Origin of the sequence: Gordonia sp. VNK21 (assembly GCF_046098115.1) — a bacterium.
In the GTDB taxonomy this organism is placed as follows: Bacteria; Actinomycetota; Actinomycetes; order Mycobacteriales; family Mycobacteriaceae; genus Gordonia.
Genome location: NZ_JBJURU010000001.1, coordinates 183,647 through 210,532, shown reverse-complemented (window position 1 = coordinate 210,532; position 26,886 = coordinate 183,647). Strand labels below are relative to the sequence as shown.

The 26,886-nt window shown below is 70.3% G+C and carries 28 protein-coding genes and 4 tRNA genes; 26 read left to right on the top strand and 6 right to left on the bottom strand.

The features are described 5' to 3' along the window. Positions 1-145: 145 nt before the first annotated feature. Together ACJMNC_RS01070 and ACJMNC_RS01065 are read right to left on the bottom strand one after the other, a co-directional pair. On the bottom strand, positions 146-742 hold the full coding sequence (locus ACJMNC_RS01070) for a GNAT family N-acetyltransferase (RefSeq protein ID WP_408946103.1): 597 nt from the start codon (positions 740-742) through the stop codon (positions 146-148). A gap of 58 nt (positions 743-800) precedes the next feature. Continuing rightward, positions 801-1,283: a hypothetical protein gene (locus ACJMNC_RS01065; RefSeq protein ID WP_408946102.1), complete on the bottom strand. Its 483-nt coding sequence runs from the start codon at positions 1,281-1,283 to the stop codon at positions 801-803. A 109-nt stretch (positions 1,284-1,392) separates the two neighbouring features. On the opposite strand from ACJMNC_RS01065, the gene ACJMNC_RS01060 reads away from it, so the two are divergent. Beyond that, positions 1,393-2,772, top strand: a complete 1,380-nt coding sequence (locus tag ACJMNC_RS01060) for a sensor histidine kinase (protein ID WP_408946101.1) — start codon at positions 1,393-1,395, stop codon at positions 2,770-2,772. 32 nt (positions 2,773-2,804) lie between these two features. After that, positions 2,805-3,449, top strand: a complete 645-nt coding sequence (locus ACJMNC_RS01055; protein WP_408946447.1) for a response regulator transcription factor — start codon at positions 2,805-2,807, stop codon at positions 3,447-3,449. An 8-nt stretch (positions 3,450-3,457) separates the two neighbouring features. Here the strand turns inward: ACJMNC_RS01055 and ACJMNC_RS01050 are convergent, their stop codons facing one another. The 4 genes from ACJMNC_RS01050 to ACJMNC_RS01035 form a co-directional block, all read right to left on the bottom strand. Further along, positions 3,458-4,699 carry an esterase/lipase family protein gene (locus ACJMNC_RS01050; protein WP_408946100.1) on the bottom strand — a complete coding sequence of 414 codons (1,242 nt, stop codon included), beginning with the start codon at positions 4,697-4,699 and terminating at the stop codon, positions 3,458-3,460. Between the two features lie 186 nt (positions 4,700-4,885). Beyond that, positions 4,886-4,960, bottom strand: a tRNA-Val gene (locus tag ACJMNC_RS01045). Between the two features lie 26 nt (positions 4,961-4,986). Beyond that, a tRNA-Cys gene (locus ACJMNC_RS01040) sits at positions 4,987-5,057 on the bottom strand. Between the two features lie 20 nt (positions 5,058-5,077). After that, positions 5,078-5,150, bottom strand: a tRNA-Gly gene (locus ACJMNC_RS01035). A 251-nt stretch (positions 5,151-5,401) separates the two neighbouring features. Between ACJMNC_RS01035 and ACJMNC_RS01030 the strand changes: the two genes are divergently transcribed. From ACJMNC_RS01030 to ACJMNC_RS00915, 24 genes are all read left to right on the top strand, one after another. Then, positions 5,402-5,473: transfer RNA gene (locus ACJMNC_RS01030), tRNA-Val, on the top strand. A 169-nt stretch (positions 5,474-5,642) separates the two neighbouring features. Continuing rightward, positions 5,643-6,107 (top strand): TIGR02611 family protein, encoded by a 465-nt coding sequence (locus ACJMNC_RS01025; RefSeq protein ID WP_408946099.1) that lies wholly within the window; start codon positions 5,643-5,645, stop codon positions 6,105-6,107. A gap of 129 nt (positions 6,108-6,236) precedes the next feature. Next, positions 6,237-7,559 (top strand): glycosyltransferase 87 family protein, encoded by a 1,323-nt coding sequence (locus ACJMNC_RS01020; RefSeq protein ID WP_408946098.1) that lies wholly within the window; start codon positions 6,237-6,239, stop codon positions 7,557-7,559. A 166-nt stretch (positions 7,560-7,725) separates the two neighbouring features. Next, on the top strand, positions 7,726-9,726 hold the full coding sequence (gene thrS / locus ACJMNC_RS01015) for a threonine--tRNA ligase (RefSeq protein WP_408946446.1): 2,001 nt from the start codon (positions 7,726-7,728) through the stop codon (positions 9,724-9,726). Next, complete coding sequence (locus tag ACJMNC_RS01010) at positions 9,723-10,289, top strand: HIT family protein (protein ID WP_408946097.1); 567 nt, start codon at positions 9,723-9,725, stop codon at positions 10,287-10,289. Before thrS ends, ACJMNC_RS01010 begins: the two co-directional genes overlap by 4 nt. Beyond that, positions 10,286-10,951, top strand: a complete 666-nt coding sequence (gene pgsA / locus ACJMNC_RS01005; protein WP_408946096.1) for a phosphatidylinositol phosphate synthase — start codon at positions 10,286-10,288, stop codon at positions 10,949-10,951. Before ACJMNC_RS01010 ends, pgsA begins: the two co-directional genes overlap by 4 nt. Then, positions 10,948-11,871 (top strand): phosphatidylinositol mannoside acyltransferase, encoded by a 924-nt coding sequence (locus tag ACJMNC_RS01000; protein WP_408946095.1) that lies wholly within the window; start codon positions 10,948-10,950, stop codon positions 11,869-11,871. Before pgsA ends, ACJMNC_RS01000 begins: the two co-directional genes overlap by 4 nt. Continuing rightward, positions 11,868-12,992, top strand: coding sequence for a glycosyltransferase family 4 protein (locus ACJMNC_RS00995; protein ID WP_408946094.1), 1,125 nt, complete (start codon positions 11,868-11,870; stop codon positions 12,990-12,992). The genes ACJMNC_RS01000 and ACJMNC_RS00995 overlap by 4 nt, the downstream gene beginning before the upstream one ends. A gap of 26 nt (positions 12,993-13,018) precedes the next feature. After that, the gene (locus ACJMNC_RS00990) at positions 13,019-13,531 is read left to right on the top strand and encodes an NUDIX hydrolase (RefSeq protein ID WP_408946093.1); all 513 of its coding nucleotides are present in this window, start codon (positions 13,019-13,021) and stop codon (positions 13,529-13,531) included. 126 nt (positions 13,532-13,657) lie between these two features. Then, on the top strand, positions 13,658-14,563 hold the full coding sequence (pdxS, locus tag ACJMNC_RS00985) for a pyridoxal 5'-phosphate synthase lyase subunit PdxS (RefSeq protein ID WP_408946092.1): 906 nt from the start codon (positions 13,658-13,660) through the stop codon (positions 14,561-14,563). 92 nt (positions 14,564-14,655) lie between these two features. Continuing rightward, on the top strand, positions 14,656-15,447 hold the full coding sequence (locus ACJMNC_RS00980; protein WP_408946445.1) for a PP2C family protein-serine/threonine phosphatase: 792 nt from the start codon (positions 14,656-14,658) through the stop codon (positions 15,445-15,447). Between the two features lie 13 nt (positions 15,448-15,460). Next, positions 15,461-16,183 carry a hypothetical protein gene (locus ACJMNC_RS00975; RefSeq protein ID WP_408946091.1) on the top strand — a complete coding sequence of 241 codons (723 nt, stop codon included), beginning with the start codon at positions 15,461-15,463 and terminating at the stop codon, positions 16,181-16,183. A gap of 134 nt (positions 16,184-16,317) precedes the next feature. Next, the gene (locus ACJMNC_RS00970) at positions 16,318-16,767 is read left to right on the top strand and encodes a helix-turn-helix transcriptional regulator (protein ID WP_408946090.1); all 450 of its coding nucleotides are present in this window, start codon (positions 16,318-16,320) and stop codon (positions 16,765-16,767) included. 56 nt (positions 16,768-16,823) lie between these two features. After that, positions 16,824-17,681, top strand: a complete 858-nt coding sequence (locus ACJMNC_RS00965; RefSeq protein ID WP_408946089.1) for an acyl-CoA thioesterase — start codon at positions 16,824-16,826, stop codon at positions 17,679-17,681. Then, complete coding sequence (gene pdxT, locus ACJMNC_RS00960) at positions 17,678-18,295, top strand: pyridoxal 5'-phosphate synthase glutaminase subunit PdxT (RefSeq protein ID WP_408946088.1); 618 nt, start codon at positions 17,678-17,680, stop codon at positions 18,293-18,295. The genes ACJMNC_RS00965 and pdxT overlap by 4 nt, the downstream gene beginning before the upstream one ends. Then, complete coding sequence (locus tag ACJMNC_RS00955; protein ID WP_408946087.1) at positions 18,295-19,050, top strand: YebC/PmpR family DNA-binding transcriptional regulator; 756 nt, start codon at positions 18,295-18,297, stop codon at positions 19,048-19,050. Before pdxT ends, ACJMNC_RS00955 begins: the two co-directional genes overlap by 1 nt. Before the next feature lie 98 nt (positions 19,051-19,148). Further along, the gene (gene ruvC / locus ACJMNC_RS00950; protein WP_408946086.1) at positions 19,149-19,721 is read left to right on the top strand and encodes a crossover junction endodeoxyribonuclease RuvC; all 573 of its coding nucleotides are present in this window, start codon (positions 19,149-19,151) and stop codon (positions 19,719-19,721) included. Next, entirely contained in the window at positions 19,718-20,311 is a 594-nt protein-coding gene (gene ruvA / locus ACJMNC_RS00945) for a Holliday junction branch migration protein RuvA (protein WP_408946085.1), read from the top strand. The genes ruvC and ruvA overlap by 4 nt, the downstream gene beginning before the upstream one ends. Positions 20,312-20,364: 53 nt before the next feature. Further along, positions 20,365-21,414: a Holliday junction branch migration DNA helicase RuvB gene (gene ruvB / locus ACJMNC_RS00940; protein WP_408946444.1), complete on the top strand. Its 1,050-nt coding sequence runs from the start codon at positions 20,365-20,367 to the stop codon at positions 21,412-21,414. Positions 21,415-21,483: 69 nt separating this feature from the next. After that, positions 21,484-21,918: a preprotein translocase subunit YajC gene (gene yajC / locus ACJMNC_RS00935; protein ID WP_408946084.1), complete on the top strand. Its 435-nt coding sequence runs from the start codon at positions 21,484-21,486 to the stop codon at positions 21,916-21,918. 11 nt (positions 21,919-21,929) lie between these two features. Continuing rightward, the gene (secD, locus tag ACJMNC_RS00930; protein WP_408946083.1) at positions 21,930-23,531 is read left to right on the top strand and encodes a protein translocase subunit SecD; all 1,602 of its coding nucleotides are present in this window, start codon (positions 21,930-21,932) and stop codon (positions 23,529-23,531) included. Beyond that, positions 23,528-24,619 carry a protein translocase subunit SecF gene (gene secF / locus ACJMNC_RS00925; protein WP_408946082.1) on the top strand — a complete coding sequence of 364 codons (1,092 nt, stop codon included), beginning with the start codon at positions 23,528-23,530 and terminating at the stop codon, positions 24,617-24,619. Before secD ends, secF begins: the two co-directional genes overlap by 4 nt. After that, positions 24,616-26,316 (top strand): ABC transporter substrate-binding protein, encoded by a 1,701-nt coding sequence (locus ACJMNC_RS00920; protein ID WP_408946081.1) that lies wholly within the window; start codon positions 24,616-24,618, stop codon positions 26,314-26,316. The genes secF and ACJMNC_RS00920 overlap by 4 nt, the downstream gene beginning before the upstream one ends. Further along, entirely contained in the window at positions 26,306-26,866 is a 561-nt protein-coding gene (locus ACJMNC_RS00915; protein ID WP_408946080.1) for an adenine phosphoribosyltransferase, read from the top strand. Before ACJMNC_RS00920 ends, ACJMNC_RS00915 begins: the two co-directional genes overlap by 11 nt. The last annotated feature ends 20 nt before the right edge of the window (positions 26,867-26,886 follow it).

Sequence of the window (26,886 nt, the reverse complement as noted above, 5' to 3'; positions counted from 1 at the left end):
CACCCGAACTGCGTGTCGCCGCACGCGGGCGAGGCGTTATCCTTCCCAGGTCAGAGCAGGTTTCCGAGCTGCGAGGTCTGCGACATACGGCGGATCTGCCGGTGATCGGTGAGATCGCCGATTCGCCCGGTGCCGGGGACCGGCCTCAGAGCCGGCGGCCCAGCACGAAGTCGTGTTCGATGGTGCCGTTCATGTCGAAGGTCTTGGTGCCGATGGTGCTGAAGCCCATCTTGCGGTAGTAGCGCTGAGCGCGCAGGTTCTCCTGGTTCACCCCGAGCCAGACCATCGTCGAGCCGTTGCTGCGCGCCGCTTCGATGGCCGCCTCCATCAGTCGGTGCGACGGCCTGTCGTCGCGGTGGGCGGCGTGATGATCGGGCAGGACGTACATCTTGGAGATCTCGGTGACGGTGTCGCTCCCGGCGGTGTCCCCGTCGATGGCGGCGGCGACCGCGGCGTCGGTGGGCGCGCCGTAGACGAGCAGGGAGTAGCCGAGCAGCGGTCCGTCGTCGCCGTCCCGGGCGATCAGTACGTCGTGGCCGGGGGAGGTGATCCAGCCGGCGAAGTCGTCCGGGCCGAGCTGGGTGGCGATGTGTGCGGCGATGTCCTCGGCGGACGAGTGCGCCGGGCAGGCGAGCGGAAACGTCGCGGCCGCCACCTCGGCGACCTGCGGCGCCAGTGCCGGGTCGGTGACGGTCTCGACGATCAGGCCGGTGCGATCGGTGGATGGTGCGTCGGTGCTCACCGGTACAGGATGCCACCGCCGCCGGCTGCGGCCGAGTCCTGGTCTCCCGGACGGCGGTTCACAGTCCGAAGCGCTCGGAGACCGGAGCGATGAACGCCAGGTAGGGGTCGGCGACCTGATCGAATCGGGAGCCGCAGGCGTAGCCGGAGCTGCGGTGCACCGTCCGGCTGCCAGTGGTGACCGTGACACCGAAGGTGGAGCCACCGGCGCAGCCCGCTTCGCCCTCGGTGTCCGGCAGGGTGTTCAGCCGGTTCGCGAGCTGGTCCCAGGTCGCCTCGTCGACCGGCTCGGTGCGGGTGGAGGCCGGCTCGGTGGTGCCGTCGACCACGCCGTAGGTGCCGCGGCGCAGCGTGCCCTGGCCGTCCGCGATGGTCAGGGTGTACTCGTCGTGATACTGCGGTGCCACCGAGGGGCCGATGAAGCTGTACACGATCTGCGAGTCGGACATCTGCGGCGGTGTGGAGCCGGCGTCGTCGCCACAGGCGGAGAGGGTCAGTGCGCCGGCCGCGGCAAGGATCAGGGGCACGAGAATCGGGCGCATGCGCTCAATCTAGACGGCGGTGGGGTAAACCCCCAGACGAATCCGGGAGGCCGTCGGATTCTGCGAGCCGCGCGTGCCGACGACGATCAGACCTGTGACTATGACAGAGATGGATCGACACCGTGCGCCGCAGGATCGGCCGGCCGAGGCCGACGGTCGTGGCGCCTACCGCGATGCCTGGCGGCACACGCCCGGCCGGATCGCCTACGCCGTGCTGGCTTTTCCGCTCGGCCTGGCCTCGTTCACGGCATTGGTGACCGGGTTCTCGGTGAGCGCCGGACTGCTGATTCTGGTGGTCGGGATCTGGCTGCTGGCGCTCACGCTGTGGATCACCCGCGGTCTGGCGGTCGGGAACCTCGAACTGCTGCGGCTGACCGGCCTCGCACCGATCCCGGAACCGGAGTGGGACACCAGCCCGCAGGGGCCTGCCCGAACCTGGTGGGGACGGCTGCTCACCCCGCTGCGCAATCCGCGCTACTGGGTGGCGGCGATTCACCAGGGTGTGGTGCAACCGGTGATCGCGCTGGGCGTGTTCATCGCGACCGCGGTGTGGACGTCGGTGGCCCTGGGCGGGGTGACCGCGCCGCTGTGGCTGTGGGCCGTCGACCGCACCCGGCCGGAGGAAGAGTACGGAAAGGTCTTCGGCGGCTGGCGGATCGACGGCCTGAACCCCGATCACGCCTGGATGGTGGAGGCCGGGCTGGAGTTCGTCGCCGGAGCGCTGGCACTGCTGACCCTGCCGCTGGTGATGGCGCTGTGCGCGCAGCTGAGCTACCAGCCGGCCCGGCTGATGCTCGGCCGCTGGGCGTCCGACGACGCGGCGGTCGCGCTCCGGGCCGAGGCGCGCGCCCGGGATGCGGCGCTGCGGGCCGAGGCGCAGTCGCTGCGGCGGCTCGAACGCGACCTGCACGACGGCCCGCAGCAGCGGCTGGTGCGGCTGCAGATGGACCTGTCGTCCATCGAGCGGCGGCTCGCCCACGGCGACTCGGGCGCGGCGGCCGAGTTGGCGCGGGAGGCTCGCGGACAGAGCCAGGCGGCGCTCGACGAGCTGCGCGCACTCTCGTCCGGGGTGGCGCCGCCGCTGCTCACCGACCGCGGGCTGTATGCGGCGCTGACGGCGCTGGCCGCCGGATCGCCGGTCCCGGTGACCGCCCACCTCGATCCGGCCGTGGACACCGCCGGCCCCGAGGTGGCGCGCGCGATCTACTTCGTCGCCGCCGAACTGCTCACCAATGTGGCCAAGCACGCCGGGGCCTCGAGCGCCGGACTGTCGGCAGTGGTCGACGAGGACGGCGGCGTCGGCCGGCTGCGGCTGGTGGTGACCGACGACGGACGGGGAGGTGCGCTGCCGGAGGCCGGCCGCGGGCTGGCCGGCCTGAACCAGCGGGTGCAGGGTCTGCGCGGCGAGATGCGGGTGAGCAGTCCCGCGGGCGGTCCCACCGAGATCGTGGTCACGGCTCCGCTGGGCGAACCTACACTGGGCCGGTGAGCATTCCGGTACAGGCAGACGACCTTTCCGCCCTGCGAGTGCTGATCGTCGAGGACTCGGTGCTGTTGCGGGAGGGGCTGATCCGGCTGCTCGACGAGGCGGGATACCTGACCGTCGCGGCGCTCGGGGACACGACGGGGCTGCTCGACGAGGTGGCGCGCACCGAGCCGCAGGTGGTGCTGCTGGATGTGCGGCTGCCCCCGACCTTCCGTGACGAGGGGCTGCGGGCGGCCCGAGACCTGCGGGCGGCGGCGCCGGACGTGGGAGTGCTGCTGCTGAGCCAGTACGTCGAGCCGGTGTACGCGGCCGAACTGCTCTCCGACGGCGCCGACGGTGTCGGGTATCTGCTCAAGGACCGGATCAGTTCCCTCGGCGAGCTGCGCGAGGCCATTGAGCGGGTCCGCTCCGGCGGGACGGTTCTCGATCCGCAGGTGGTCTCCGCGATGCTCGCGGCCCGGCGGAATCCGTTGTCGGCGTTGACCGCCCGCGAACGCGAGGTCCTCGAGGCGATGACCCAGGGCCGCACCAACAAGGCCATCGCCGAGCGGCTCTTCGTGAGCCTGGGCACCGTGGAGAAGCACGTGACCGCGATCTTCGCCAAGCTCGGCCTGGAGACCTCCGACGACGACCACCGCCGGGTGCTGGCGGTGCTGCGGTATCTGGAGTCGGCCGGCTGAACCGCGTGTCAGCCGCGGCGGCCCACCCAGTCGACCAACTGCGCGGCGATCCGCGGATCGGCGAGCAGGGTGAAGTGGTGGGAGCGGCCCAGGTGCATACCGTTGGCCGGATTGAACCCGATGCGGCGCACCTTGCTCTCGCCGGCGGCGCTGTGGTGGAGCACCAGACCGTCGCCCACCAACCGGCCCACCGGATGGGCGGGGTCGGAGGTCACCGTCGCGGAGACGAAGTAGTGTTCGGCGGTCGCCAGCAGCGGAATGTCGGCGCCCTCGACGCGGGCGAGGTCGTCGGGGTCGCGACCGGACCAGTCGTCGTCGACCAGGGCGCCGGCTCGCAGATCACGGATGCCGCTGCTGCGCCGGCGCAGCAGCCTGCCGAACGACGACGTCTCCGGGAAGGCGGTCAGCGCGGCGGCGCCGTGGTGCGCCAGTGATTCGAGCGGTGCACCGAGGTGCGGGGTGCCCAGACTCACGCTGACCGTGACCAGCCGCGGCCACCAGTGGCCGGCCTGTCCGCCGTGGTACGCGGCGCTGCGCAGCACCAGTCCACCCATGGAGTGGCCGATCAGGATCATCTCGTCCACCGGAACCGGCCAGCAGCGCACCAGATCGTCGAGCAGCTCGGCCAGATCCTGGCCGTTGGTGGAGATGTGCCGGCCGGTGTTGTAGCGGAGGAAGACCGTGGTCACCCCGCACTCCTCGGCCAGCGCCTGCGGGTAGGACACAGGCTCCTCGCCGCGCGCCCGCCAGGCGTGCTCGGTCTCGACCAGTCCGTGCACGAGCACCGCGATCCGCCCGGTCGGTGCGGGGAACGCGTCGGCGAGCCCCGCGGCGGTGGGGGAGACGGGCCGTCCGTCGACCCGGACGGTCATCGCCTCGTCGGCCAGTGGGGAGCACTGCGTATCGAGCTCGTCGCCGATCAGCCCGTTGACGGTGCTGATCAGAGCGGCGCCGCGGACAGTGGCCGACGGCGGTCGTTCCATCGGCAGATCGGCCACCCGGCCGCCGACCTCGCCGGCGATCGCCGTGGTCTCGGCGACGATCGTGTAGACGCCGTCGGTCACCGCGTCGTGCATCGCCTGCACCGGGATCACCGAGCGGCCCAGTCCCCAGCGCAACGCCCCGAAGACCCGGTCGGAGACGGCGCGGTGGGTGCGGTGCAGCCCGCGGGCCGCTCCCGAGATCTCGGTGAGCCCGAGTTCGGTGAGCGCCCGCACCTCGTTCCGGCGCTGGTCGGCACTGCCCGTCATGCATGCGAGTGTACAGTCGTGCACTGATCGATGTCCCGAGGCGGGCGTGGAGTGTTCCCATCGTCATTCCGGCTCCGCCGCGTGAGCCGAGGCGGCGAACGCCGGCCGATGAGGCGGAAGTCGCAACGGTGAGGTGAAAAGCACTCAGGCCCGGTCCGAAGACCAGGCCTGAACTGCGTAAACACGTGGTGCGCGATACAAGGATTGAACTTGTGACCTCTTCCGTGTCAGGGAAGCGCTCTCCCACTGAGCTAATCGCGCGGGTTATGGAATTGGTACTGCGGTTGAGGTGGCGACGGGAATCGAACCCGTGTGCACGGCTTTGCAGGCCGTTGCCTCACCACTCGGCCACACCACCTGGCGAGGAGACTCGCTCCGAGCGGATGACGGGATTCGAACCCGCGACCCTCACCTTGGCAAGGTGATGCGCTACCAGCTGCGCTACATCCGCGTGCTTGTGAGCTTGTCTTGTGGACTGCTGCTCACCAGCGAGATAAAACTTATCCGGCCGATCGCTACTTTACAAATCGGCTGGTCAGCGGCTTACACGGGAGTGTTCTCGCATGTCGTGGCCGGCGCTTCGGGCCGGCCGGGGAGCACGGATCGGAAAAAACTTTCGGGCGCCGCCCCGATTTGGCCGCCGGTGGATCGGTGTGTAATCTCGTTGCTCGTGCGAGCCGCTCACGCGGATCGCGCTGAGAAGGTCCCGTGGCTCAGTGGAAGAGCGTCCCGTTCACACCGGGAAGGTCGCTGGTTCGATCCCAGCCGGGACCACCGAGAAGGCCCCTCCAGACTCTGGCAGGGGCCTTCGTGCATCCGGGGCGGGGCCGCCGACGGCCCTGCCCGGACCCGCCGCGCCGGGGGAGCGTCCGGGACCGCCCGCCGCACCCGGTCCGCCCCGGTAGTCTCGGGCGGAGATCGTCGACGAGGGGCAGGGGAGGGCATGTCGACCGAAGTGACGCCCACGCGGGCGCGGCCGCCGCAGTCGCGCCGCCTGCGCCTCAAACGCTGGATGCGTACCCAGCGCTACATCATCCGGCAGTATCCGCACGTCAACGCCGCCTATCGAGTGGCGGTCGCGGTGATCGGCACTGCCATGATCCTGGCCGGCATCGTCATGGTCCCGCTGCCCACCCCCGGCTTCGGCTGGGTGATGATCTTCGCCGGCCTCGGCGTGCTCTCCACCGAATTCGCCTGGGCGCACAGGATCACGCACTGGCTCCGCAAATGGCTCCACATCCTCACCACCTGGTACAGCCGTCGTTCCTGGCCGGCCAAGGTCGGCCTGATCGTGGTGGTGACCGTCCTGATCCTGGTCATCCTCTGGCTCGCCGGCATCCTCGGCACCAGCGGCGACTGGGTGGGCTACCACCGCGACTGGCTGCACGGCCCGTTCCGCTCACACTGAGCACGACGTGCCTCGCGGGACGGCGCCCCCGCACCGGCCGTGGGAAATCTGCCGGGAACGCCGGAAACGAGGAGAGGCCCCGTGCGCAGCCTCCCGCCGGTGCCCTCGCGGCGGACGTATTCTTTCCTCGTGAGCGATCTGGGGGCCGGGCCGGTACCGACGCCGCGAACACTGCCCACCGGGGTCGTGCTCGTGGTGTGTGCCCTCGCGCTCGGCGCCGTCGCCTGGCACATCTGGGCGGTGCCGTTCGGGCAGCAGACCTACGGACTGTTCCAGAACGGGATCGACACCCGGGTCTACCGTGGCGGCGCTCTGGCCGTCCGGTTCGATCAGCCGCTCTACGACGCACCGGTGTACAAGGCCTGGCAGTTCACCTATACCCCGTTCGCAGCGCTGCTCATGCTGCCGATGGCCTGGATCAGCACTGCGCACGCCGAGCAGGGCATGCACATCGTCAACGTGATCTGCCTGCTGCTGCTCACCTTCCTGAGCCTGCGTGCCCTCGGTTTCCGCCGCGACCTGCGCTTCTGGATCGTCACCGCGGCCTTCAGCGTGGCCGTCACCACGCTCGAGCCGGTGCACACCACCATCTGGAACGGGCAGATCAATCTGGTGCTGGCGGTGCTCGTCCTGGGCTGCCTGACCCTGCCGCTCGGACGCTGGCGCGGCATCGGCGTCGGTCTGGCGGCCGGGATCAAACTGACCCCGGTCTTCTTCGTCCTCTATCTGGCGCTGCTGCGCAACTGGCGGGCCGTGATCACGGCGATCGCCACCGTCGCCGCCACGGTCGTCATCGGCCTGCTGGTGCTGCGCGGACAGGCCTGGCACTTCTGGACGAGCACGATGCGCGACACCTCCCGGATCGGACCGGAGAACTGGCCGCCGAACCAGTCCATCCACGGCGCCTTCATCCGGCTCGGCACGCTGGGCATCTGGCAGGCTCCCGGCTGGCTGTGGCTGCCGATCGCCGCGCTGGTGGCCGCCGCCGGGCTGTGGGCGGCGCTGCGCGCCTACCGGTGCGGCCAGGTGCTGCTCGCGGTCACCGTCACCGGACTCACCTCGTGCGGGGTGTCGCCGTTCTCCTGGGGACACCACTGGGTGTGGGTGGCCCCGCTGCTGCTCATCCTGGTCGTGCAGGCCGTGGACGCCGGCCGCAGCAGCGTGCGCGCGGCCGCCGGCTGGTGGGCGCTGACCGTCGCCATGGCGGCCCTGACCTTCTGCTGGTACCGGTCGGTGTACGTCGGCGAGGTGCACCGCTACGCCTTCGGATCGTTCCGGCTGTTCTGGGCGGTGCCGGCACACGGCTGGCATCTGGTGGGTGCCGCGATCGGATCGTCGGCCTATCCCATCGTGTTGATCGCCACCATCGCGGTCACGCTGTGGTGGACCCGGGGTGCGGACCCGATACGATTCAAGACGACAGAGCGTCCGGAACCGGAGCTCCGCGACTGATCACCAGGCCGCGGCACCGGTGCCGGGCGCCCCACGCACGCCGGCCGGACGGCCGGCCGTCACCTGACGCCGAGGAGCCCAGCCCGTGTCCGAAAACCCCGCGCCGCAACGAGTCGCCCTGCCCGAATCCTTCCGGGTGCCGGCCGGGACGACCGCCGGCGAGGCGATGCGCGAGCTGGAGCTGCCCAACAAGGGCCCGCAGGCGATCGTCGTCGTCAAAGATGCCGACGGCACCCTGCGCGACCTGTCGTGGGCGCCGGAGCACGACACCGACGTCGCCCCGGTGCCGGCCGACTCGGACGAGGGCCGCAGCGTGATCCGGCACTCCTGCGCGCATGTGCTGGCGCAGGCGGTCCAGGAACTCAACCCGAAGGCGCACCTCGGGATCGGACCGCCCATCACCGACGGCTTCTACTACGACTTCCAGGTCGACGAACCGTTCACCCCGGACGATCTCAAGGCGCTCGAGAAGCAGATGCGCAAGATCATCAAGTCCGGGCAGCGGTTCTCCCGGCGCGTCTACGAGTCCAAGGAACAGGCGCGTGCGGAACTGGCCGGCGAGCCGTTCAAGCTCGAACTGATCGACGACAAGGGCGCCGCCGACGACGACGAGATCATGGAGGTCGGCGGCGGCGAGCTGACCGCCTACGACAACCTCAACCCGCGCACCGGCGAGAAGGTCTGGGGCGACCTGTGCCGCGGCCCGCACGTGCCGACCACTAAGTACATCTCCGCCTTCAAACTCACCCGCAGCTCGGCGGCCTACTGGCGCGGCGACCAGTCCCTGGCCGACCTGCAGCGCGTCTACGGTACCGCATGGGAATCGACCGAGGCGATGGACGAGTACCTCGACCGCCTGGCCGAGGCGGAGAAGCGCGACCACCGCCGGTTGGGCACCGAACTGGATCTGTTCAGCTTCCCCGACGAGCTCGGCTCGGGTCTGCCCGTCTTCCACCCCAAGGGCGGCATCATCCGCAAGGAGATGGAGGACTACTCCCGCGAGCAGCATGCGGCCGCCGGGTACGACTTCGTCAACACCCCGCACCTGACCAAGGGCCATCTGTTCGAGACCTCCAAGCATCTCGAGTGGTACGCGGACGGCATGTTCCCGCCCATGCACCTCGATGCCGAGTACAACGACGACGGCACTGTGCGTAAACCCGGCCAGGACTACTACGTCAAGCCGATGAACTGCCCGATGCACAACCTCATCTACCGCTCGCGCGGCCGCTCCTACCGGGAACTGCCGTTGCGGCTGTTCGAGTTCGGCTCGGTCTACCGCTACGAGAAGTCCGGTGTGGTGCACGGTCTGACCCGCGCCCGCGGCTTCACCCAGGACGACGCGCACATCTACTGCACGCAGGAACAGATCGTCGACGAGCTCTCGGCCACCCTCGCGTTCGTGCTGCAGCTGCTCAAGGACTACGGTCTCGACGACTTCTACCTCGAGCTCTCCACCAAGGACCCCGACAAGTACGTCGGCTCGGACGAGCTGTGGGAGGAGGCCACCGAGACGCTGCGGCAGGTGGGGGAGGCCTCCGGCCTGGAGCTGGTGCCCGACCCGGCCGGCGCCGCGTTCTACGGACCCAAGATCTCCGTGCAGGTCAAGGACGCGATCGGCCGCACCTGGCAGATGTCGACGCTGCAGCTGGACTTCTTTGAGCCGGAGCTCTTCGAACTCGAGTACACCGCCAGCGACGGCACCAAGCAGCGTCCGGTGATGATCCACCGGGCCCTGTTCGGTTCCATCGAACGGTTCTTCGGCGTGCTCACCGAGCACTACGGCGGGGCCTTCCCGGTCTGGCTGGCGCCGGTCCAGGTGGTGGGCATCCCGGTGGCCGAGGCCTTCGCCGGACATCTGCAGACGGTGGTCAACCGGCTCAAATCGCGCCGGGTGCGCGCCGAGGTGGACCACTCCGACGACCGGATGCAGAAGAAGATCCGCAACCACACCACCGCCAAGGTGCCGTTCATGCTGCTGGCCGGCGAACGCGATGTGGAGGCCGATGCGGTGAGCTTCCGCTTCCGGGACGGCACTCAGCTGAACGGGGTGCCGGTGGACGAGGCCGTGGTGGCGATCGACGAGTGGGAGGAGTCGCGGCGCAACGACTCGCCGACCGCCCAGACCATGCAGGAGTTCCTCGACACCGCCCGGAAACGCCGATGAACGCCGCCGACCCCCTGCAGCGCCTGTGGACGCCGCACCGGATGAGCTACATCACCTCCGAGCAGCCGAAGGCGACGCGCGACGGCGGCGAGCTCACCGGGCACCCCTTTCTGGACATCCCGCGGATGACCGACGAGGACGGGCTGATCGTCGCCCGCGGGCAGACCGTGTACGCGGTGCTCAACCTGTACCCGTACAACCCCGGCCACACGCTGATCGTGCCCTACCGACAGGTCGCCGAGCTCGAGGCGCTCACCGCGGAGGAGTCGGCCGAGCTGATGGCCTTCACCCAGCGGATGATCCGCACCATCAAGTCGGTCTCACGCCCGGATGCGTTCAACGTGGGTCTGAACCTGGGGGCGGCCGGCGGCGGCTCCCTGTCCGAACACCTCCATCAGCACATCGTTCCGCGATGGACCGGTGACGCGAACTTCATCACCGTGGTCGGCGGCACCAAGGTGATCCCGCAGCTGCTGGCCGACACCCGACGGCTGCTGGCGCAGGCCTGGCAGCAGCTCGGCGACCCGTCCGGGGACGGCGCGACGGAAGGGTCGGGTTCGTGATCAGCTTCAAAGGAGGCCGCCAGGCCGTCTCGAAGGTCACCGGTCCGGTGGGCCGGGCACTGCTGCGCCTGGGCCTGACCCCGGACACCATGACCGTGATCGGCACCGTGGCCACCGTGGCCGCCGCCATCGGGCTGTTCGGCAACGGCTATCTGTTCGCCGGCGCACTGGTGTGCTGGGGCTTCGTCATGCTCGACATGATCGACGGCGCGATGGCCCGCGCCCGCGGATACGGCACCCGCTACGGGGCGGTGCTGGACTCGACCTGCGACCGGATCGCCGACGGCGCGATCTTCGGCTCACTCGCCTGGTGGGCGGCCGTCGACGCACAGCACCGGCTGCTGCTGGTGGCCACCCTGATCTGCCTGGTCACCTCGCAGGTCATCTCCTACGCCAAGTCGCGAGCGGAGGCGGCCGGGCTCAACGGCGACGGCGGGCTGATCGAACGGCCCGAACGCCTGATCATCGGTCTGACCGGCGCCGGCCTGACCGACTTCCCGGGACTCCACTGGACCTGGGCCATCCACATCGCGATGTGGGCGCTGGCAGTGCTCAGCGTGATCACCGTCGGCCAGCGGATGTGGTCGATCTACACCTCTCCCGGCGCCCGGGATCCGCTGCCGACGGCGGCCCCGGCCGCAGACGCCGGAGAACCGTCATGAGGTTCCCGGCCGGACTCTCCGACAGACTCAGCGACCTGGGCTACCGGGCCGGCTGGGCGGCCGTACGGTTCGCACCGGAGCCGCTGGCGCGCAGCCTCTTCGACGCCGCCGGCACCGTGGCGGGCCGGCGCGGCGGCGGACCGGAGCAGCTGCGCCGCAACCTGTCCCGGGTGCTCGGCACCACCCCCGAGCAGGTGCCCGACGAGCTGGTCGTCGACGCGGTGAAGTCCTACGCCCGCTACTGGCGGGAGGCGTTCCGGTTGCCGGCGACCGATCCGGCGGAGATCGTCGCGAGCGTCGAGATCAGCGACGAGGACGTGGCCCTGCTCGACGCCTCCGTCGCCCGCGGCAAGGGGCTGGTGCTGGCGCTGCCGCATTCGGGGAACTGGGACACCTGCGGGGTGTGGCTGGTCAACCGGCACGGGCAGTTCGCCACCGTCGCCGAACGCCTCAACCCCGAATCGCTCTTCGAGCAGTTCGTCGCGTACCGCGAATCGCTCGGCTTCGAGGTCTTCCCGCTCACCGGCGGCGAGCAGCCGCCGTTCGAGGTGCTGTGCGAGCGGCTGCGGGCCGGCACCATCGTCTGCCTGATGGGTGATCGGGACCTGTCACGGTCCGGGGTGCCGGTGCAGCTCTTCGGCGAACGCACCCGGATCCCGGCCGGGCCGGCCAAACTGGCGCTCGAGACCGGTGCGGCGCTGATCGCCGTCCACCACTGCTATACCGGTCCGGACACCTCCCGGATCACCCTGACCGCCATCGACACCGACGGCGACGTGGCGCAGCTGTCCCAGCGCCTGGCCGACGCCTACCAGACCGGCATCGCCGGCGCCCCCGCCGACTGGCACATGCTTCAGCCGCTCTGGGAGTCGGACTGGTCGGCGCAGCGCCGCGAGCGACTGGCGGAGCCGAACTCATGAAGATCGGCATGATCTGCCCGTACTCGTTCGACGTGCCCGGTGGCGTGCAGGCGCACGTCATCGAACTCGCCGAGGTCTTCTCGGCCCGCGGGCACCAGGTGCGGGTGCTCGCCCCGGCCGCCCTCGAGACCGATCTGCCGCCGTACGTCGATTCGGCCGGCCCGGCGCTGGCCATCCCGTACAACGGCTCGGTGTCACGGGTGAACTTCTCGCCCAAGGCCTTCGCGCGGATCCGCCGCTGGGTGGCCGACCACGAGTTCGACGTGCTGCACGTGCACGAGCCCAACTCGCCGAGCCTGTCCATGCTCTCGCTGATGGTGGTCACCGGCCCGATCGTCACCACCTTCCACACCGCCACCACCAAATCGCTGTGGCTCTCGACCTTCGATGCCATGCTGCGCGCCTACCGGGAACGCATCTCCGGCAAGATCGCGGTCTCCGAGCTGGCCCGGCGCTGGCAGATGGAGTCCCTGGGCAACGACGCGGTGGAGATCCCCAACGGCATCAACGTCGCCCAGTTCGACCAGGCCGAGCTGCTGCCCGGCTATCCGCGCGACGGCCGCACCATCGTCTTCCTCGGCCGCTTCGACGAGCCCCGCAAGGGCATCGACATCCTGATGCGGGCGCTGCCGCGCATCGTCGACCGCTACCCGGACGTACAGGTGCTGATCGTCGGCGGCGGCAACGAGAAGGCGCTGAGCCGGCGCGCCGGGGCCCTGGCCGGGCATCTGGAGTTCCTCGGCATGGTCGACGACGAGACCAAGGCCCGCGCCCTGCGCAGCGCCGACGTGTACGTGGCGCCCAACCTGGGCGGGGAGAGCTTCGGCATCGTCCTGGTGGAGGCGATGGCGGCCGGGGCGGCCGTGGTGGCCAGCGACTTGGTGGCCTTCAGCCGGGTGCTCGACGGCGGCACGGCCGGCCGGCTGGTGGAGACCGGCTCGCCGACGGCGCTCGCCGAGGCGGTCATCGACCTGTTCGACGACGACACCGAGCGCGCCGACCTGATCGAGCGCGGCCGGCTGCGCGCACAGCGCTACGACTGGTCGCGCGTGGCCGACCAGATCTTCAAGGTCTACGAAACAGTCACCCTGGGCGCCGGCCCGGTGGTGGTCTCCGACTGACCCGCCCCACCGCTGGAGAGGACCCGATGAGCTGGCAGCAGTGGCTGATCACCGTGGCCGTGGTGATCGTGGCGGTCGCGATCATCTGGGTGTCGATCCTGTCGGTGACCCGCGCGACCCGGCTGCACCGGCTCAATGTGCGGGTGGACCTGGCGCGCACCTCGCTGATCGCCGCCCTGGACCGGCGCGCCGTGGTGGCCCGGGCGATCGGCGCCACCTGTGACGACGAGGAGCTCGCCGCCGAACTGGTGGCCGCCGCCGACGGCGCCGAGGAATCGGGCCTGGCCGACCGGGAGGTGGCCGAGAACCGGCTGTCGATGGCGCTCAGCCGCACCGACCCGGCCGCGCGCCCGCCGGGTCTGACCGCCGAACTGGCCGATGCCGCCGCCCGGGTGAGCATCGGCCGGCGCTTCTACAACGACGCCGTGCGCGACGCCCGCACGCTCGGGCAGCGGGCCCTGGTGCGCTGGCTGCACCTCGGCGGTCATTCGGTGCTGCCCGAGTACTTCGAGATCAGCGAGTCGGTGAGCGAGGACTGAGCCTCGGGCGACCCTGCCCTTGGGCTGTGAGACGCCCATCGGGTTTACTTAACGGGTGCTGATACGGCCCGGCACGGGCCGGTCGGCGCATCGATGTCACCTCTGTAGAGACCAGGAGCACGATCAGTGACCACCGAGCCAGTGAACACACCCGCCACCGGTACCGCCCGCGTCAAGCGCGGCATGGCCGAAATGCTCAAGGGCGGTGTGATCATGGACGTAGTCACCCCCGACCAGGCCAAGATCGCCGAGGATGCCGGCGCGGTGGCCGTGATGGCGCTCGAACGGGTCCCCGCCGACATCCGCGCCCAGGGCGGCGTGTCGCGGATGAGCGACCCGGACATGATCGACGGCATCATCGAGGCCGTGTCCATCCCCGTGATGGCCAAGGCCCGGATCGGGCACTTCGTGGAAGCACAGATCCTGCAGAGCCTGGGTGTGGACTACGTCGACGAGTCCGAGGTGCTCACCCCGGCCGACTACGCCAACCACATCGACAAGTGGGCGTTCACCGTGCCCTTCGTGTGCGGTGCCACCAACCTGGGCGAGGCGCTGCGCCGCATCACCGAGGGGGCGGCGATGATCCGGTCCAAGGGTGAGGCCGGCACCGGCGACGTCTCCAACGCCACCACCCACATGCGCACGCTCCGCGACGAGATCCGTCGGCTCACCTCGCTGCCCGAGGACGAGCTGTACGTGGCCGCCAAGGAACTGCAGGCGCCCTACGAGCTGGTGGCCGAGGTGGCCCGGGCCGGCAAGCTCCCGGTGACCCTTTTCACCGCAGGAGGTATCGCGACCCCGGCCGATGCTGCCATGATGATGCAGCTGGGCGCCGAAGGCGTCTTCGTGGGATCGGGGATCTTCAAGTCGGGCAATCCGGCGCAGCGCGCCGCCGCCATCGTGAAGGCCACCACCTTCCACGACGACCCGGACGTGCTCGCCACGGTCTCGCGCGGTCTCGGGGAGGCGATGGTCGGCATCAACGTCGATGAGATCCCGCAGCCGCACCGGCTGGCCGAACGCGGCTGGTGACCGGCACCTGAGCGCCGGTGGGCGGCCTGCCGCGCACAGGTGCGCGGGAACGACGACGTGAGAGGGAAGTCTGCGTGACGAAGGAGCAGGAGATGACTCAGCCGGCGATCTTGCGGGACACCGTCTGTGCGGGCAGCGACCGGATCGGGGAGCTGAGCATCGACTGGGCGGTGTCGTGTCACGTGGGCTGTGTGCGGGAGACCAATGAGGACGCCGCGCTGGTCCTGCCCGGACGCTACCTGCTCGCCGACGGTATGGGCGGCCACGAGAGCGGCGAACTGGCCAGCGAGGCGGCACTGCTGACCCTGGCCGGGGTGCAGGCCGGTGCCGACCTGCAGACCACCCGTGAGGCGCTGTCCGAGTCGCTGGCCGCCGCCCAGGACCGGATCGGCGAACTGCCCGGCGACAGCGCCCGGCGCGCCGGGACCACCGCCACCGGCGTGGTGCTCGCGCAGCACGGCGACGAGCCGTCCTGGGTCGCGTTCAACATCGGCGATTCGCGCACCTACCTCTACACCGGCGGCCGGCTCACCCAGGTGAGCGTGGACCACTCACAGGTCCAGGAGATGGTCGACGGCGGCTTCCTGACCCCGGAACAGGCCCGTGTCGATCCGCGCCGCAATGTGATCACCCGCGCGCTCGGCGCCGGGATGAGCACCCCGGAGGCCGACTTCTACACCTTCGCCACCGCGCCGGGGGACCGCATCGTGCTCTGCTCGGACGGGCTCAACGGCGAACTGACCGACGCCGAGATCGAGTTCATCGTAGCCGCCGCGGACAGTCCGGAGGTGGCCGCCGAGGCGCTGACCGCGGCCGCCGTGGAGAACGGTGCGCACGACAACGTCACCGTCGTGGTCGTCGCGGTGGCCGCGACGGGGGAGTAGGCGGGCAGCGGCGTTGACCGGACCCGTCCCGCATTCGACGTTCGTCGAGTTCTGCGGTGAGCGCTTCGCCGTGGTGCCCGGCCGGCCGTTCGTGATCGGCCGGGAGGCGACCCTGGTCGTCGACGACAACCCCTACCTGCATCGGCGCTTCCTGGGGCTGCACGACGAGAGCGGACTGTGGTGGCTCACCAACTTGGGCACCCGGCTCTCGGCGACGGTGACCTCGGCCGACGGCGGGGTCACCGCCACCCTCGGCCCCGGCGCGCGGCTGCCGCTGGTCTTCGGTCACACCACCATCGTGTTCTCAGCCGGCCAGACCACCTACGAGCTGCACGTGCACGCCGGGGCGCCCACCCCGTCGGCGCTGCCCGAGCAGGAGTTCGTCGGCGGCGACACCACCCGCGGCGTACCCACCTTCACCGACAGCCAGCGGCTGGCGATCCTGGTCCTGGCCGAGCCCATCCTGCGCCGCGACGGCACCGGTGCCAGCGCCATCCCGAGCTCGGCGCAGGCGGCCGCGCGGCTGGGCTGGTCCCTGACCAAGTTCAACCGCAAACTCGACAACGTCTGCGACAAACTGGACCTGATCGGGGTGGCCGGCATGCGGGCCGGCGGCGGCCGGCTGGCCACCAACCGGCGGCTGCGGCTGGTGGAGTACGCGCTCTCGACCCAGGTGATCTCCCGGGCCGACCTGCCGCTGCTCGATGCGGAGCACGAGCGCAACGTGTCGTCCTGAAAACCACTCTGACCTGCACGTACTCCATGGGTAGTTCTACCCATCGACGGGGCTGTGAACCCGCTTTAGGTTTCTTCTCAACAGCAGGACCACGGACGGACGTTCCGCGGCCGCGACGAGAAGGGAACACCGAGATGACTGTCATCGATCACCGCCCCGTCACCGCCCCGACCACCATCGGGAGCGCCGGTGCCGCCGCGGCGGCCGCCCGCCCGCTGCCCCGCCTGACCCCAGCCGAACGCCGTCGCCGCGAGGCGCTGGCCCGTCTGAGTGCGCGGGTCATGCCGCTGCCGGGCCAGCCGCTGTACGCGGCGCCGCCGGTGCAGCGGCTCCCGGAACCGGCCGCGCCGGCGCTGCCGCGCCCGAGCCTGACCGACCGCGAGGTGCAGGTGCTGCGCAGCTGGCTGCTGCTCGACTCCAAGCCGGCCGTCGCCGACGACCTGGAGATCTCGCTGGGCACCGTCAACACCCACCTGACCCGGATCCGCGCCAAGTACTCGCAGATCGGACGGTCGGCGCCCACCAAGGCCGCACTGGTGGCCCGCGCCATTCAGGACGAACTGGTCGACATCGACGAGCTGTGAGTCCGGTCCTCGACCACCGGTGCGGAGAGCCCCGCCGCGGATGACATAATCGCTGCGTGGCATCCATCGAAGAGATCCTGGCGATCGAGCGGATCGACAAGGACATCTACCGCGGACGGGCCTTCGACAGCGCCCTGCGCCGGACCTTCGGTGGACAGGTCGCCGGACAGGCCCTGGTGGCTGCGACCCGCACCGTCGGCGCCGACTACCGGGTGCATTCGCTGCACGGCTACTTCCTCCGGCCGGGCAACTCCGATCATCCGGTGATCTTCCTGGTCGACCGGATCCGCGACGGCCGGTCGTTCGTCACCCGCCGGGTCAACGGAGTGCAGGACGGCGAAGTGATCTTCTCCATGTCGGCGTCGTTCCACATCGACGGTGACGAGGGCATCGAGCACCAGGATCCGATGCCGGCCGCCCCCGACCCCGACGCCCTCGATCCGCTGCCCGACGATGCCGAGGACCCGGTCACCCGGACCCTGCGGCGCGAATGGCAGCACTTCGACGTCCGCAAGGTTCCGCGGGATCAGATGGAGTTCTCCGACCGGCACGTCGCCCAGCAGCAGGTCTGGTTCCGCCACCGCGCACCGCTGCCCGATGATCAGCTGCTGCACGTGTGCACGCTGGCCTACATGAGCGACATGACCCTGCTCGGTTCCTCGCGCTCGGTGCACCCCGATTCGATGGTGCAGACCGCGTCCCTCGATCACGCCATGTGGTTCCTGCGGCCCTTCCGCACCGACGACTGGCTGCTCTACGACCAGACCTCGCCGTCGGCGGGCAGCGGCCGCGCACTGACCCAGGGACGCATCTTCGACCGCGCCGGACGGCTGGTGGCCATGGTCACCCAGGAGGGGCTGACCCGTTCGGGCGTGCCCGCGGAGATCGCCTCGATCGTCAGGCCCGGTCGATGAGCACTGCCGTCGGCGTACTCGCCCTGCAGGGCGATGTACGCGAACATCTCGCCGCCCTGGAAGCCGCTGGGGCACACGCTGTTCCGGTACGCAGGCGGAGTGAACTCGAGGCCGTGGACGGGCTGGTGATCCCGGGCGGCGAATCGACGACGATGAGCCGGCTGCTGGGGGTCTTCGACCTGTATGAGCCGCTCGTCGCCCGGCTCCGCGAGGGGCTGCCGGCCTACGGCAGCTGCGCCGGGATGATCATGCTTGCCTCGGAGATCCTCGACACCCGGCCCGACGCGCGCCACCTCGATGCGCTCGACGTGACGGTGCGGCGCAACGCCTTCGGCCGCCAGGTGGATTCGTTCGAGACCGACCTGGACTTCACCGGCATCACCGACCGGCCAGGTGCCGACCCGTTGCACGCGGTCTTCATCCGCGCACCCTGGATCGAGCGCGCCGGTCCCGGCGTGCAGGTTCTGGCCACCGTCCCCGGCGGCCCGGCGGCGGGGCGTATCGTCGCGGTGCGCGAGGGGAACGTCCTGGCCACCTCCTTCCATCCCGAGGTCACTGGCGACCTGCGGGTCCACCAGTACTTCGTCGACATGCTCAAAGAAGGGATTTGCTGATGAGCGGACACTCCAAATGGGCCACTACCAAGCACAAGAAGGCGGTCATCGATGCCAAGCGCGGCAAGATGTTCGCCAAGCTGATCAAGAACATCGAGGTGGCCGCCCGCACCGGAGGCAGCGACCCGGCCGGCAATCCGACGCTCTACGACGCAATCCAGAAGGCCAAGAAGTCGTCGGTGCCCAACGACAACATCGAGCGTGCCCGCAAGCGCGGCGGCGGTGAAGAGGCCGGCGGCGCCGACTGGCAGAACATCACCTACGAGGGCTACGGCCCGAACGGCGTCGCGCTGCTGATCGAGTGTCTCACCGACAATCGCAACCGGGCGGCCGGCGAGGTGCGCACCGCGATGACCCGCAACGGCGGCAACATGGCCGATCCGGGCTCGGTGTCGTACCTGTTCACCCGCAAGGGCGTGGTGACCCTGGACAAGGGAGAGCAGTCCGAGGACGACGTGCTGCTGGCGGTCCTCGACGCCGGCGCCGAAGAGGTCAACGACCTCGGCGAGTCCTTCGAGGTGGTCTGCGAGCCGACCGACCTGGTGGCCGTCCGCACCGCCCTGCAGGAGGCCGGCATCGACTACGACTCGGCCGAACCCGACTTCCGGGCCTCGGTGGAGGTTCCGGTGGACGCCGACGGCGCCCGCAAGGTGTTCAAGCTCGTCGACGCCCTCGAGGACTCGGACGACGTGCAGAACGTGTACACCAACGTCGACATCAGCGACGAGGTGCTGGCCGAACTCGACGCCGACTGATCGGACGCCGGCCGGCCGGGGCGTGTCGCCGTCGGCGCGGGCGATATCCGTGCGCTAGAATCTCGAACAACTGTTCTAGGTGCTGCGGAAGGTGTGCGGTGCGCGTCATGGGTGTGGATCCGGGCCTGACCCGGTGCGGCATCGCGCTGGTCGAATCCGGTGCGGGCCGCACGGTCACCGCTCTGGACGTGGACGTGGTGCGCACCCCGGCGTCGATGGAGCTGGCCGAGCGGCTGCTGCTGGTGCACCGGGCCGCCGAGCACTGGCTCGAGACCCATCGGCCCGATGTGGTGGCCGTCGAACGCGTCTTCGCGCAGCGGCAGGTGAGCACCGCCATGGGGACCGCGCAGGCGGCCGGGGTGATCGCCCTCGCCGCCGCGCAGCGGGAGATCCCCGTGCGCTTCCACACCCCGAGCGAGGTCAAGGCCGCAGTCACCGGCTCCGGCCGCGCCGACAAAGCCCAGGTGACCATGATGGTGACCCGCATTCTCGGCATGCAGCAGGCACCCCGACCGGCCGACGCGGCCGACGCCCTGGCGCTGGCCATCTGCCACTGCTGGCGCGGACCGGTCAACGAACGGATGGAGGCGGCGGCCGCCAAAGCGCGCGCCGCACAGGATGCACATCGCCGGCGGCTCGAGCTGGCGCGACGAAAGGCGGTGGGGCCGTGATCGCCTCGGTCTCCGGTGAGGTCATCGACATCGCACTCGACCATGCGGTGATCGAATGCGCGGGCGTCGGCTACCGGGTCCAGACCACCCCGCCCACGCTGGCCTCGCTCACCCGTGGGGCGCCGGCCCGTCTGCTCACCACGATGGTGGTGCGCGAGGACTCGATGACCCTCTACGGGTTCACCGACCCGGACTCGCGGGAGCTCTTCGCACTGCTGCAGACCGTCACCGGGGTCGGGCCCCGGCTGGCGCTGGCCACCCTGGCCGTCCTCGAACCCGACCGGCTGCGCCGCGCGCTGGCCGACTCCGACGCCAAAGCCCTCACCGCGGTGCCGGGCATCGGCAAACGCGTCGCCGAACGCCTCGTGGTGGAGCTGCGGGACAAGGCCGGCGTGTCCGAGGGCTCCGGCGCGGCGGTCGGCGCCCCGGTCACCGGCCCTGGCGGTCAGGTGGCCGAGGCCCTCGTGGGCCTGGGCTTCACCGAGAACGCCGCCCAGCAGGCGGTGGCCGACGTCGTCGCCGAGAATCCCGGCGGGGACTCGTCGGCGCTGCTGCGCGCCGCCCTGAACCGGCTGGGGCCGCGGCGGTGAGCAAGGACCTGACCGGCGACGAGTACACCGGGGAGCCGTTCGACGACGAACTGATGGCCCCGGCCGCCGTCCCCGGCGACACCGACCTCGACGCGAGCCTGCGGCCGCGCTCGCTGAACGACTTCATCGGCCAGCCCAAGGTCCGCGAACAGCTCGAACTGGTGCTGCACGCCGCCCGCGGCCGCGGCAGCACCCCCGACCACATCCTGCTCTCCGGCCCGCCCGGACTCGGCAAGACCTCGCTGGCGATGATCATCGCCGGTGAGCTCGGCGCCGCCATCCGCATCACCTCCGGCCCGGCCCTCGAACGGGCCGGTGACCTGGCGGCCATGCTCTCGAACCTGGTCGAGGGTGATGTCCTGTTCATCGACGAGATCCACCGCATCGCCCGGCCCGCCGAAGAGATGCTGTACCTGGCGATGGAGGACTTCCGGGTGGACGTGGTGGTGGGCAAAGGCCCCGGGGCCACCTCCATCCCGCTCGACGTGGCCCCGTTCACCCTGGTCGGTGCCACCACCCGGTCCGGGGCGCTCACCGGACCGCTGCGCGACCGCTTCGGTTTCACCGCGCACATGGAGTTCTACGAACCGGCCGAGCTGGTGCGGGTGCTGCGCCGCTCCGCCGGGATCCTGGGCATCCGGCTCGACGAGGATGCCGCCGCCGAGGTGGCCGGGCGTTCACGGGGCACACCGCGCATCGCCAACCGGCTGCTGCGCCGGGTCCGCGACTACGCCGAGGTGCGCGGCGACGGCGTCGTCGACCTGGCCAGCGCCCGCGCCGCACTGGCCGTCTACGACGTCGACGAGCTCGGCCTCGACCGACTCGACCGGGCCGTGCTCGGCGCCCTGGTCCGCGGCTTCGGCGGCGGCCCGGTGGGCGTGTCCACCCTGGCCGTGGCGGTCGGGGAGGAGGCGGCCACCGTCGAAGAGGTGTGCGAGCCCTTCCTGGTCCGGGCCGGCATGATCGCGCGCACCCCACGCGGGCGGGTCGCCACCGCCGCCGCCTGGCGGCACCTGGGTCTGCAGCCGCCGGCCGGCGTCGTCGACAAGCCGCTGGGCGTGCGGGTGCGTGAAGAGACCCTGTTCGACGACGAGGATCTGTGAGCCCGGTCCGGGCCGGACGCATCGACCCGCGGCGACACGAGTCCGGCACGTCCTGGCAGACTGTTGCCTATGGACCAACTCCTCTTTCCGCTGTTGCTGGCCCTCGCCGCGGCATTCCTGTTCATGAGCTTCCGCAATCAGAAGAAGCGGGCGGCCGCGATGACCGAGATGCAGAACCAGGCCGTCTCCGGCGCCCGGGTGCAGCTGCACGCCGGCCTGTTCGGCACCATCGTCGGCGACTCGGAGGGGCCGACCGTGGATGTGGAGATCGCCCCCGGCGTGGTGACCACCTGGAACCGGCTGGCCATCCGCGAAGTGGTCAGCGACGACGCGGAGACCTTCGACGACCTCGAGAACAGTGAGTTCAACGAACTCGAGGACACCGACTTCGATGATCTCGACGTGGCCGATCCCGACGAATCCGGCGACCTCGACGACCCGAAGACCCGCACCGACCGCGCCGACGAATCCGCCAAGGATGATCCGGCCACCGACGACAAGTAGGCTTTCCGCCCGTGAGCAATCCCATCCCGCGCCCCCGGCGCAACGGCACTGTGCGCCGGGGGGTGCCGCCCTGGCAGCCCCTGAGTCTTTTTCTGGCGCTGCTGGCCGTGATCTATCTGCTGGTCTTCCTGACCGGTGACGGCAAGGCCGAACCGAAACTCGGCATCGACCTGCAGGGCGGCACCCGCGTGGTGCTCACCGCCCGCACCGATGACGGCAGCAAGCCCAGCGGCAGCCAGCTCGACCAGGCGCGCCAGATCATCGAGCAGCGCGTCAACGGTCTGGGTGTGGGCGGCTCCGAGGTGGTGGTCACCGGCGACAACCTGGTGATCACCGTGCCCGGCGACGACGGCAAGCAGGCCCGCTCGCTGGGCCAGACCGCGCGGCTGTACGTGCGGCCGGTGGTCGGCCAGCCCGTTCCGGCGCAGCCTCAGCAGGGCGCCGAGCGGCCCGACTTCTCGACCATGACCGCCGAGCAGCAGGCCGCCGCGATCGACGCTCAGCGCAAGGTCCGCCAGGCGCCCGCCGACGCGGACCAGGCCGCCCTGGGCGCGCTGCAGGAGCAGATGGCCAAGGTGGACTGTTCGCCCGAATCCAACGATCCGCTCGTCGGGCACGACAAACCCGACGAGTATCTGGTGGCGTGCGGCAACAAGGACGGGCAGGTGTACCTGCTCGGCCCGATGATCATCGACGGCCGCGACGTCAAGGACGCCTCCTCCGGACAGAACTCCACCGGACAGTGGGTGGTGAACGTCGACTACAAGGGCGACGGCAAGCAGGCCTGGATCGACTACACCGGTCAGCACATCGGTGAGAGCACCGCCGTGGTCCTGGACTCGAAGGTGGTCTCGGCGGCCACCATCAACTCGCAGATCATCGGCACCACCGAGATCAGCGGCTCGTTCACCCGCTCCGACGCGGACGAGCTCGCCAACGCGCTGAAGTACGGTTCGCTGCCGCTGTCCTTCGACGCGGCCGACGCGCAGACCGTCTCGGCCACCCTCGGCCTGGAATCGCTCAAGGCCGGCCTCATCGCCGGTCTGATCGGTCTGATCGCGGTCTTCATCTACGCGCTGGCCTACTACCGGATGCTCGGCTTCCTGGCCGTCGGCTCCATCATTCTGGCCGGTGCGATGACCTACGGTCTGATCATCCTGCTGGGCCGGTGGATCGGGTTCACCCTCGATCTCGCCGGTATCGCCGGTCTGATCATCGGCATCGGCATGACGGCGGACTCGTTCGTCGTCTACTTCGAACGCATCAAGGACGAGATGCGTGAGGGCCGCAAATTCAAATCCGCGGTGCCCCGCGGCTGGACCAGCGCCCGGCGCACGGTGTGGACCGGTAACGCCGTCAGCTTCATCGCCTCGGTGGTGATCTACGTTCTGGCCGTCGGCGAGGTCCGCGGCTTCGCATTCACCCTGGGCCTGACCACGATCCTCGACGTGGTGGTGGTGTTCCTGGTGACCCATCCGCTGGTGGTCCTCGCCAGCCGGTCGGAGTTCCTGTCCCGGCCCAGCATCAACGGTCTCGGCGCGGTCAGCGAGGTGGCGCGCGAGCGCCGCCGGGCCGCCGCCGCAGCCCGCAGCACGAAGGAGACCGCCTCGTGAGCGACCGCCAGAACACCGAGCCGGCGACCGGCACCGCGGTACAGGACACCGACGCCGCACCGACCGGCGAATGGTCCGACGCCGACTACCGCGCCGACACCGAACGCGGTTTCCTCTCGCGCCTCTACAGTGGTACCGGTGCCTTCGACATCGTCGGCAAGCGGCGCAGTTGGTATGTCATCTCGGCGGTGATCATGCTGATCTGCATCCTGTCGATGGTCTTCCGCGGCTTCACCTTCGGCATCGACTTCGAAGGCGGCACCGAGATCTCGCTGCCCGCCTCGTCCACGGTCACCACCAGTGCCGTCGAGGATGTGGTCGGTGAGGCGCTGGGCTCTGATCCCGACAGCGTGCAGAAGGCCGGCAGCGGTACCGCCGCCACTATCCAGGTGCGTACCGACCACCTGGACCAGGCGCAGACCAACGCCGTCACCGAGGCGCTCGCCGACGAGTTCGGGCCCGGCCTGAAGGCCGCCGACGTCTCCAGTTCGGACGTGTCGAGCACCTGGGGGTCGGAGATCACCCGCAAGATGGTCATCGCCCTGGTGGTCTTCCTTGTGGTGGTGTTCGTCTACATCGCCATCCGCTTCGACCGGGAGATGTCGCTGGCGGCGCTCGTCTCGCTGCTGTTCGACCTGGTGGTCACGGCCGGCGTGTACTCGCTGGTCGGCTTCGAGGTGACCCCGGCGACGGTGATCGGACTGCTCACCATCCTGGGCTTCTCGGTGTACGACACCGTGGTGGTCTTCGACAAGGTGGAGGAGAACACCCGCTCGGTGCTGGCGACCAGTCGTCGCACCTATGCCGAGCAGGCCAACCTGGCGGTCAACCAGACACTGATGCGCTCGATCAACACCACCGTCATCTCGGTGCTGCCGATCATCGCGCTGATGGTGGTGGCCGTCTGGATGCTCGGCGTGGGCACCCTCAAGGATCTGGCGCTGATCCAGCTGGTGGGCGTCGTGGTGGGCGCGTATTCGTCGGTGTTCCTGGCCTCGCCGTTCCTGGTCACGCTCAAAGAACGGAACAAGGAGATCGCGGCGCACACCCGTAAGGTGCTGGCCAGGCGGGAACGGAGCGCGGCGTGAACCGGCGCGGTCTGCGGCGGCTGCCGGCCGCCGCGATCGCGGCGCTGTCGCTGACCACCGTGCTGGTGGCCTGCGGCAGCGACGAGGAGGGCGGTATCGGCTACCTGACCGACGCCACCGTCTCCACGTACAACACCAACACCGTCGACGGCTACGCCTCCGGCGCGATCATGGGACTGGCCCGGGTGCTCCCCGGATTCAGCTACCTCGGGCCGGACGGCCAGGTGGTGATGGATCGGGACATCGGCACGGTCAGCGTCGTCGACGGACCGTCGCTGACCCTCAAGTACACGTTCTCCGACCATGCGGTGTACTCCGACGGCCATCCGATGACCTGCGACGATCTGCTGCTGGCCGCGACCGCGATGGGCGGGCGGGCCAAGGGCTTCGACCAGGCCACCACCGCCGGCTACCGCGAGATCGAGAACGTCGCCTGCACGCCCGGTGAGAAGGAGGCGACCGTGACCTTCCGGCGCGGCCGCGACTACACCGCCTGGCGGGCGCTCTTCGGGCCCGGCGTCCTGCTGCCCGCCCACGTGGTGGGCCGGATCGCCGGTGTCCCCGACGTGGCCCGCGCGATCAACGACGACAAGGTCTCCGACATCGGGAAGATCGCCAAGGCGTGGAACACCGGCTTCGACCTGAAGCCGGGCCAGGACATCGGGGACGACACCTTCCTCGCGTCCGGCCCCTACCGGGTCACCGGCTTCGACGAGGCCGACGGGCTGGTGCTCAAGCGCAACGAGAAGTGGTGGGGCCAGCCGGCCGCCACCGACACCGTCCGCGTCTTCACTCAGGAGACCGACACCGGCAAGGCGGTCGCCGACGGCCGGGTGCGGGTCGCCGACACCGGGGATCTGGCCCTGGCCGACCGGCTGATGGGCCGGGCCGCGGATGAGGCGGCCGGCGGACCCAACCGCACCGCGGCCAAGGATCCGCTGCCGTTGTCGGTGACCCAGCTGGTGTTCTCCGACCGTGGCGTGCTCTCGGACGTCAACGCGCGCAAGGCGTTCGCGGCCTGCGTGCCGCGCGACGAACTGGCTCGCAAGTACGGCGCCAACGGGGTGGTCTGGTCGCTGCGGACCGTCTCACCCTCCGATCCGCTCGGCGGTGCGCTCAACGCGCAGTACGCGCGGCGCTACCCGCGGGCCGACATCGCCCGCGCACGATCGCTGATGAACCAGCGCGCTCAGGGCGGCGCCAAGATGACCGTCCGGGTCGCCCACGCCGGCGCCGACCCGATCGCGAAGGCGGTGATCACCCAGATCGGGGAGAGCTGCGCCTCGGCCGGGATCACCGTCACCGATGTCGATCAGCCCGGTATCGCTCCGTCCGATCTCGGGGTGAACGCCGACGTCCTGCTCACCAACGGACCCACCGGGGGTGCGGCGGCGGGCACCGCCTCGGGTATGCCCGACGCCTACCAGCTCTTCGGCGGCGATCCGCTGAACCTGCCGGAGTTCCGCAACGGTCAGGTCACCGGGGCGCTGAGCGATCTGGCGATCACCGTGAGCGACTCGGCCCGGCTGCCGCTGTACCGGACCGTGGAGACCGCCGCCTGGGACTCGATGGTCTCACTGCCGCTCTACGGCACCGTGCGGGCGCGCGAGCACACCGCCGGCACCACCCGGGTGGTTCCGGGCCGGGGATACACCGGCACCGGCTGGAACATGGATCGGTGGCTGTATGCAGGCTGAACTGACTGACTCGGTGCGGCGGGCCCGCACCGCCATCGACCGGCACGCCCGGCTGGTGCAGGACTTTCCGAGCCCGGGGATCGCGTTCAAGGACCTCACGCCGGTCCTCGCCGACGCCGACGGGCTGGCCGTGGTCACCGAGGCGCTCGCCGAATGCTGCGCCGACGCTCAGGTGATCGCCGGCATCGACGCCCGCGGCTTCCTGCTCGGCGGGGCGGTGGCCCGGGCGCTCGGCGTCGGCGTGGTGGCCGTCCGCAAGGCCGGCAAACTGCCGCCGCCGGTGATCGGCGTCGACTACGCCCTCGAATACGGCACCGCCCGGCTGGAGCTGCCCGCCGAGGGCATGGCGCTGGCCGGCCGGCGGGTGGCCGTCGTGGACGATCTGCTCGCCACCGGAGGCACGCTGGGCGCGGCCGCCCGGTTGCTGCAGCAGGCCGGGGCCACTGTCTCGGCGATCGCCGTGATGATGGAACTGTCCGGCCTGCCCGGGCGGGCGACGCTGGCCGCGGACCTGGGCGACGTGGCCGTCCACACCATCTGCCAGGGCTGACGAAGACGTCTAGACTCGCA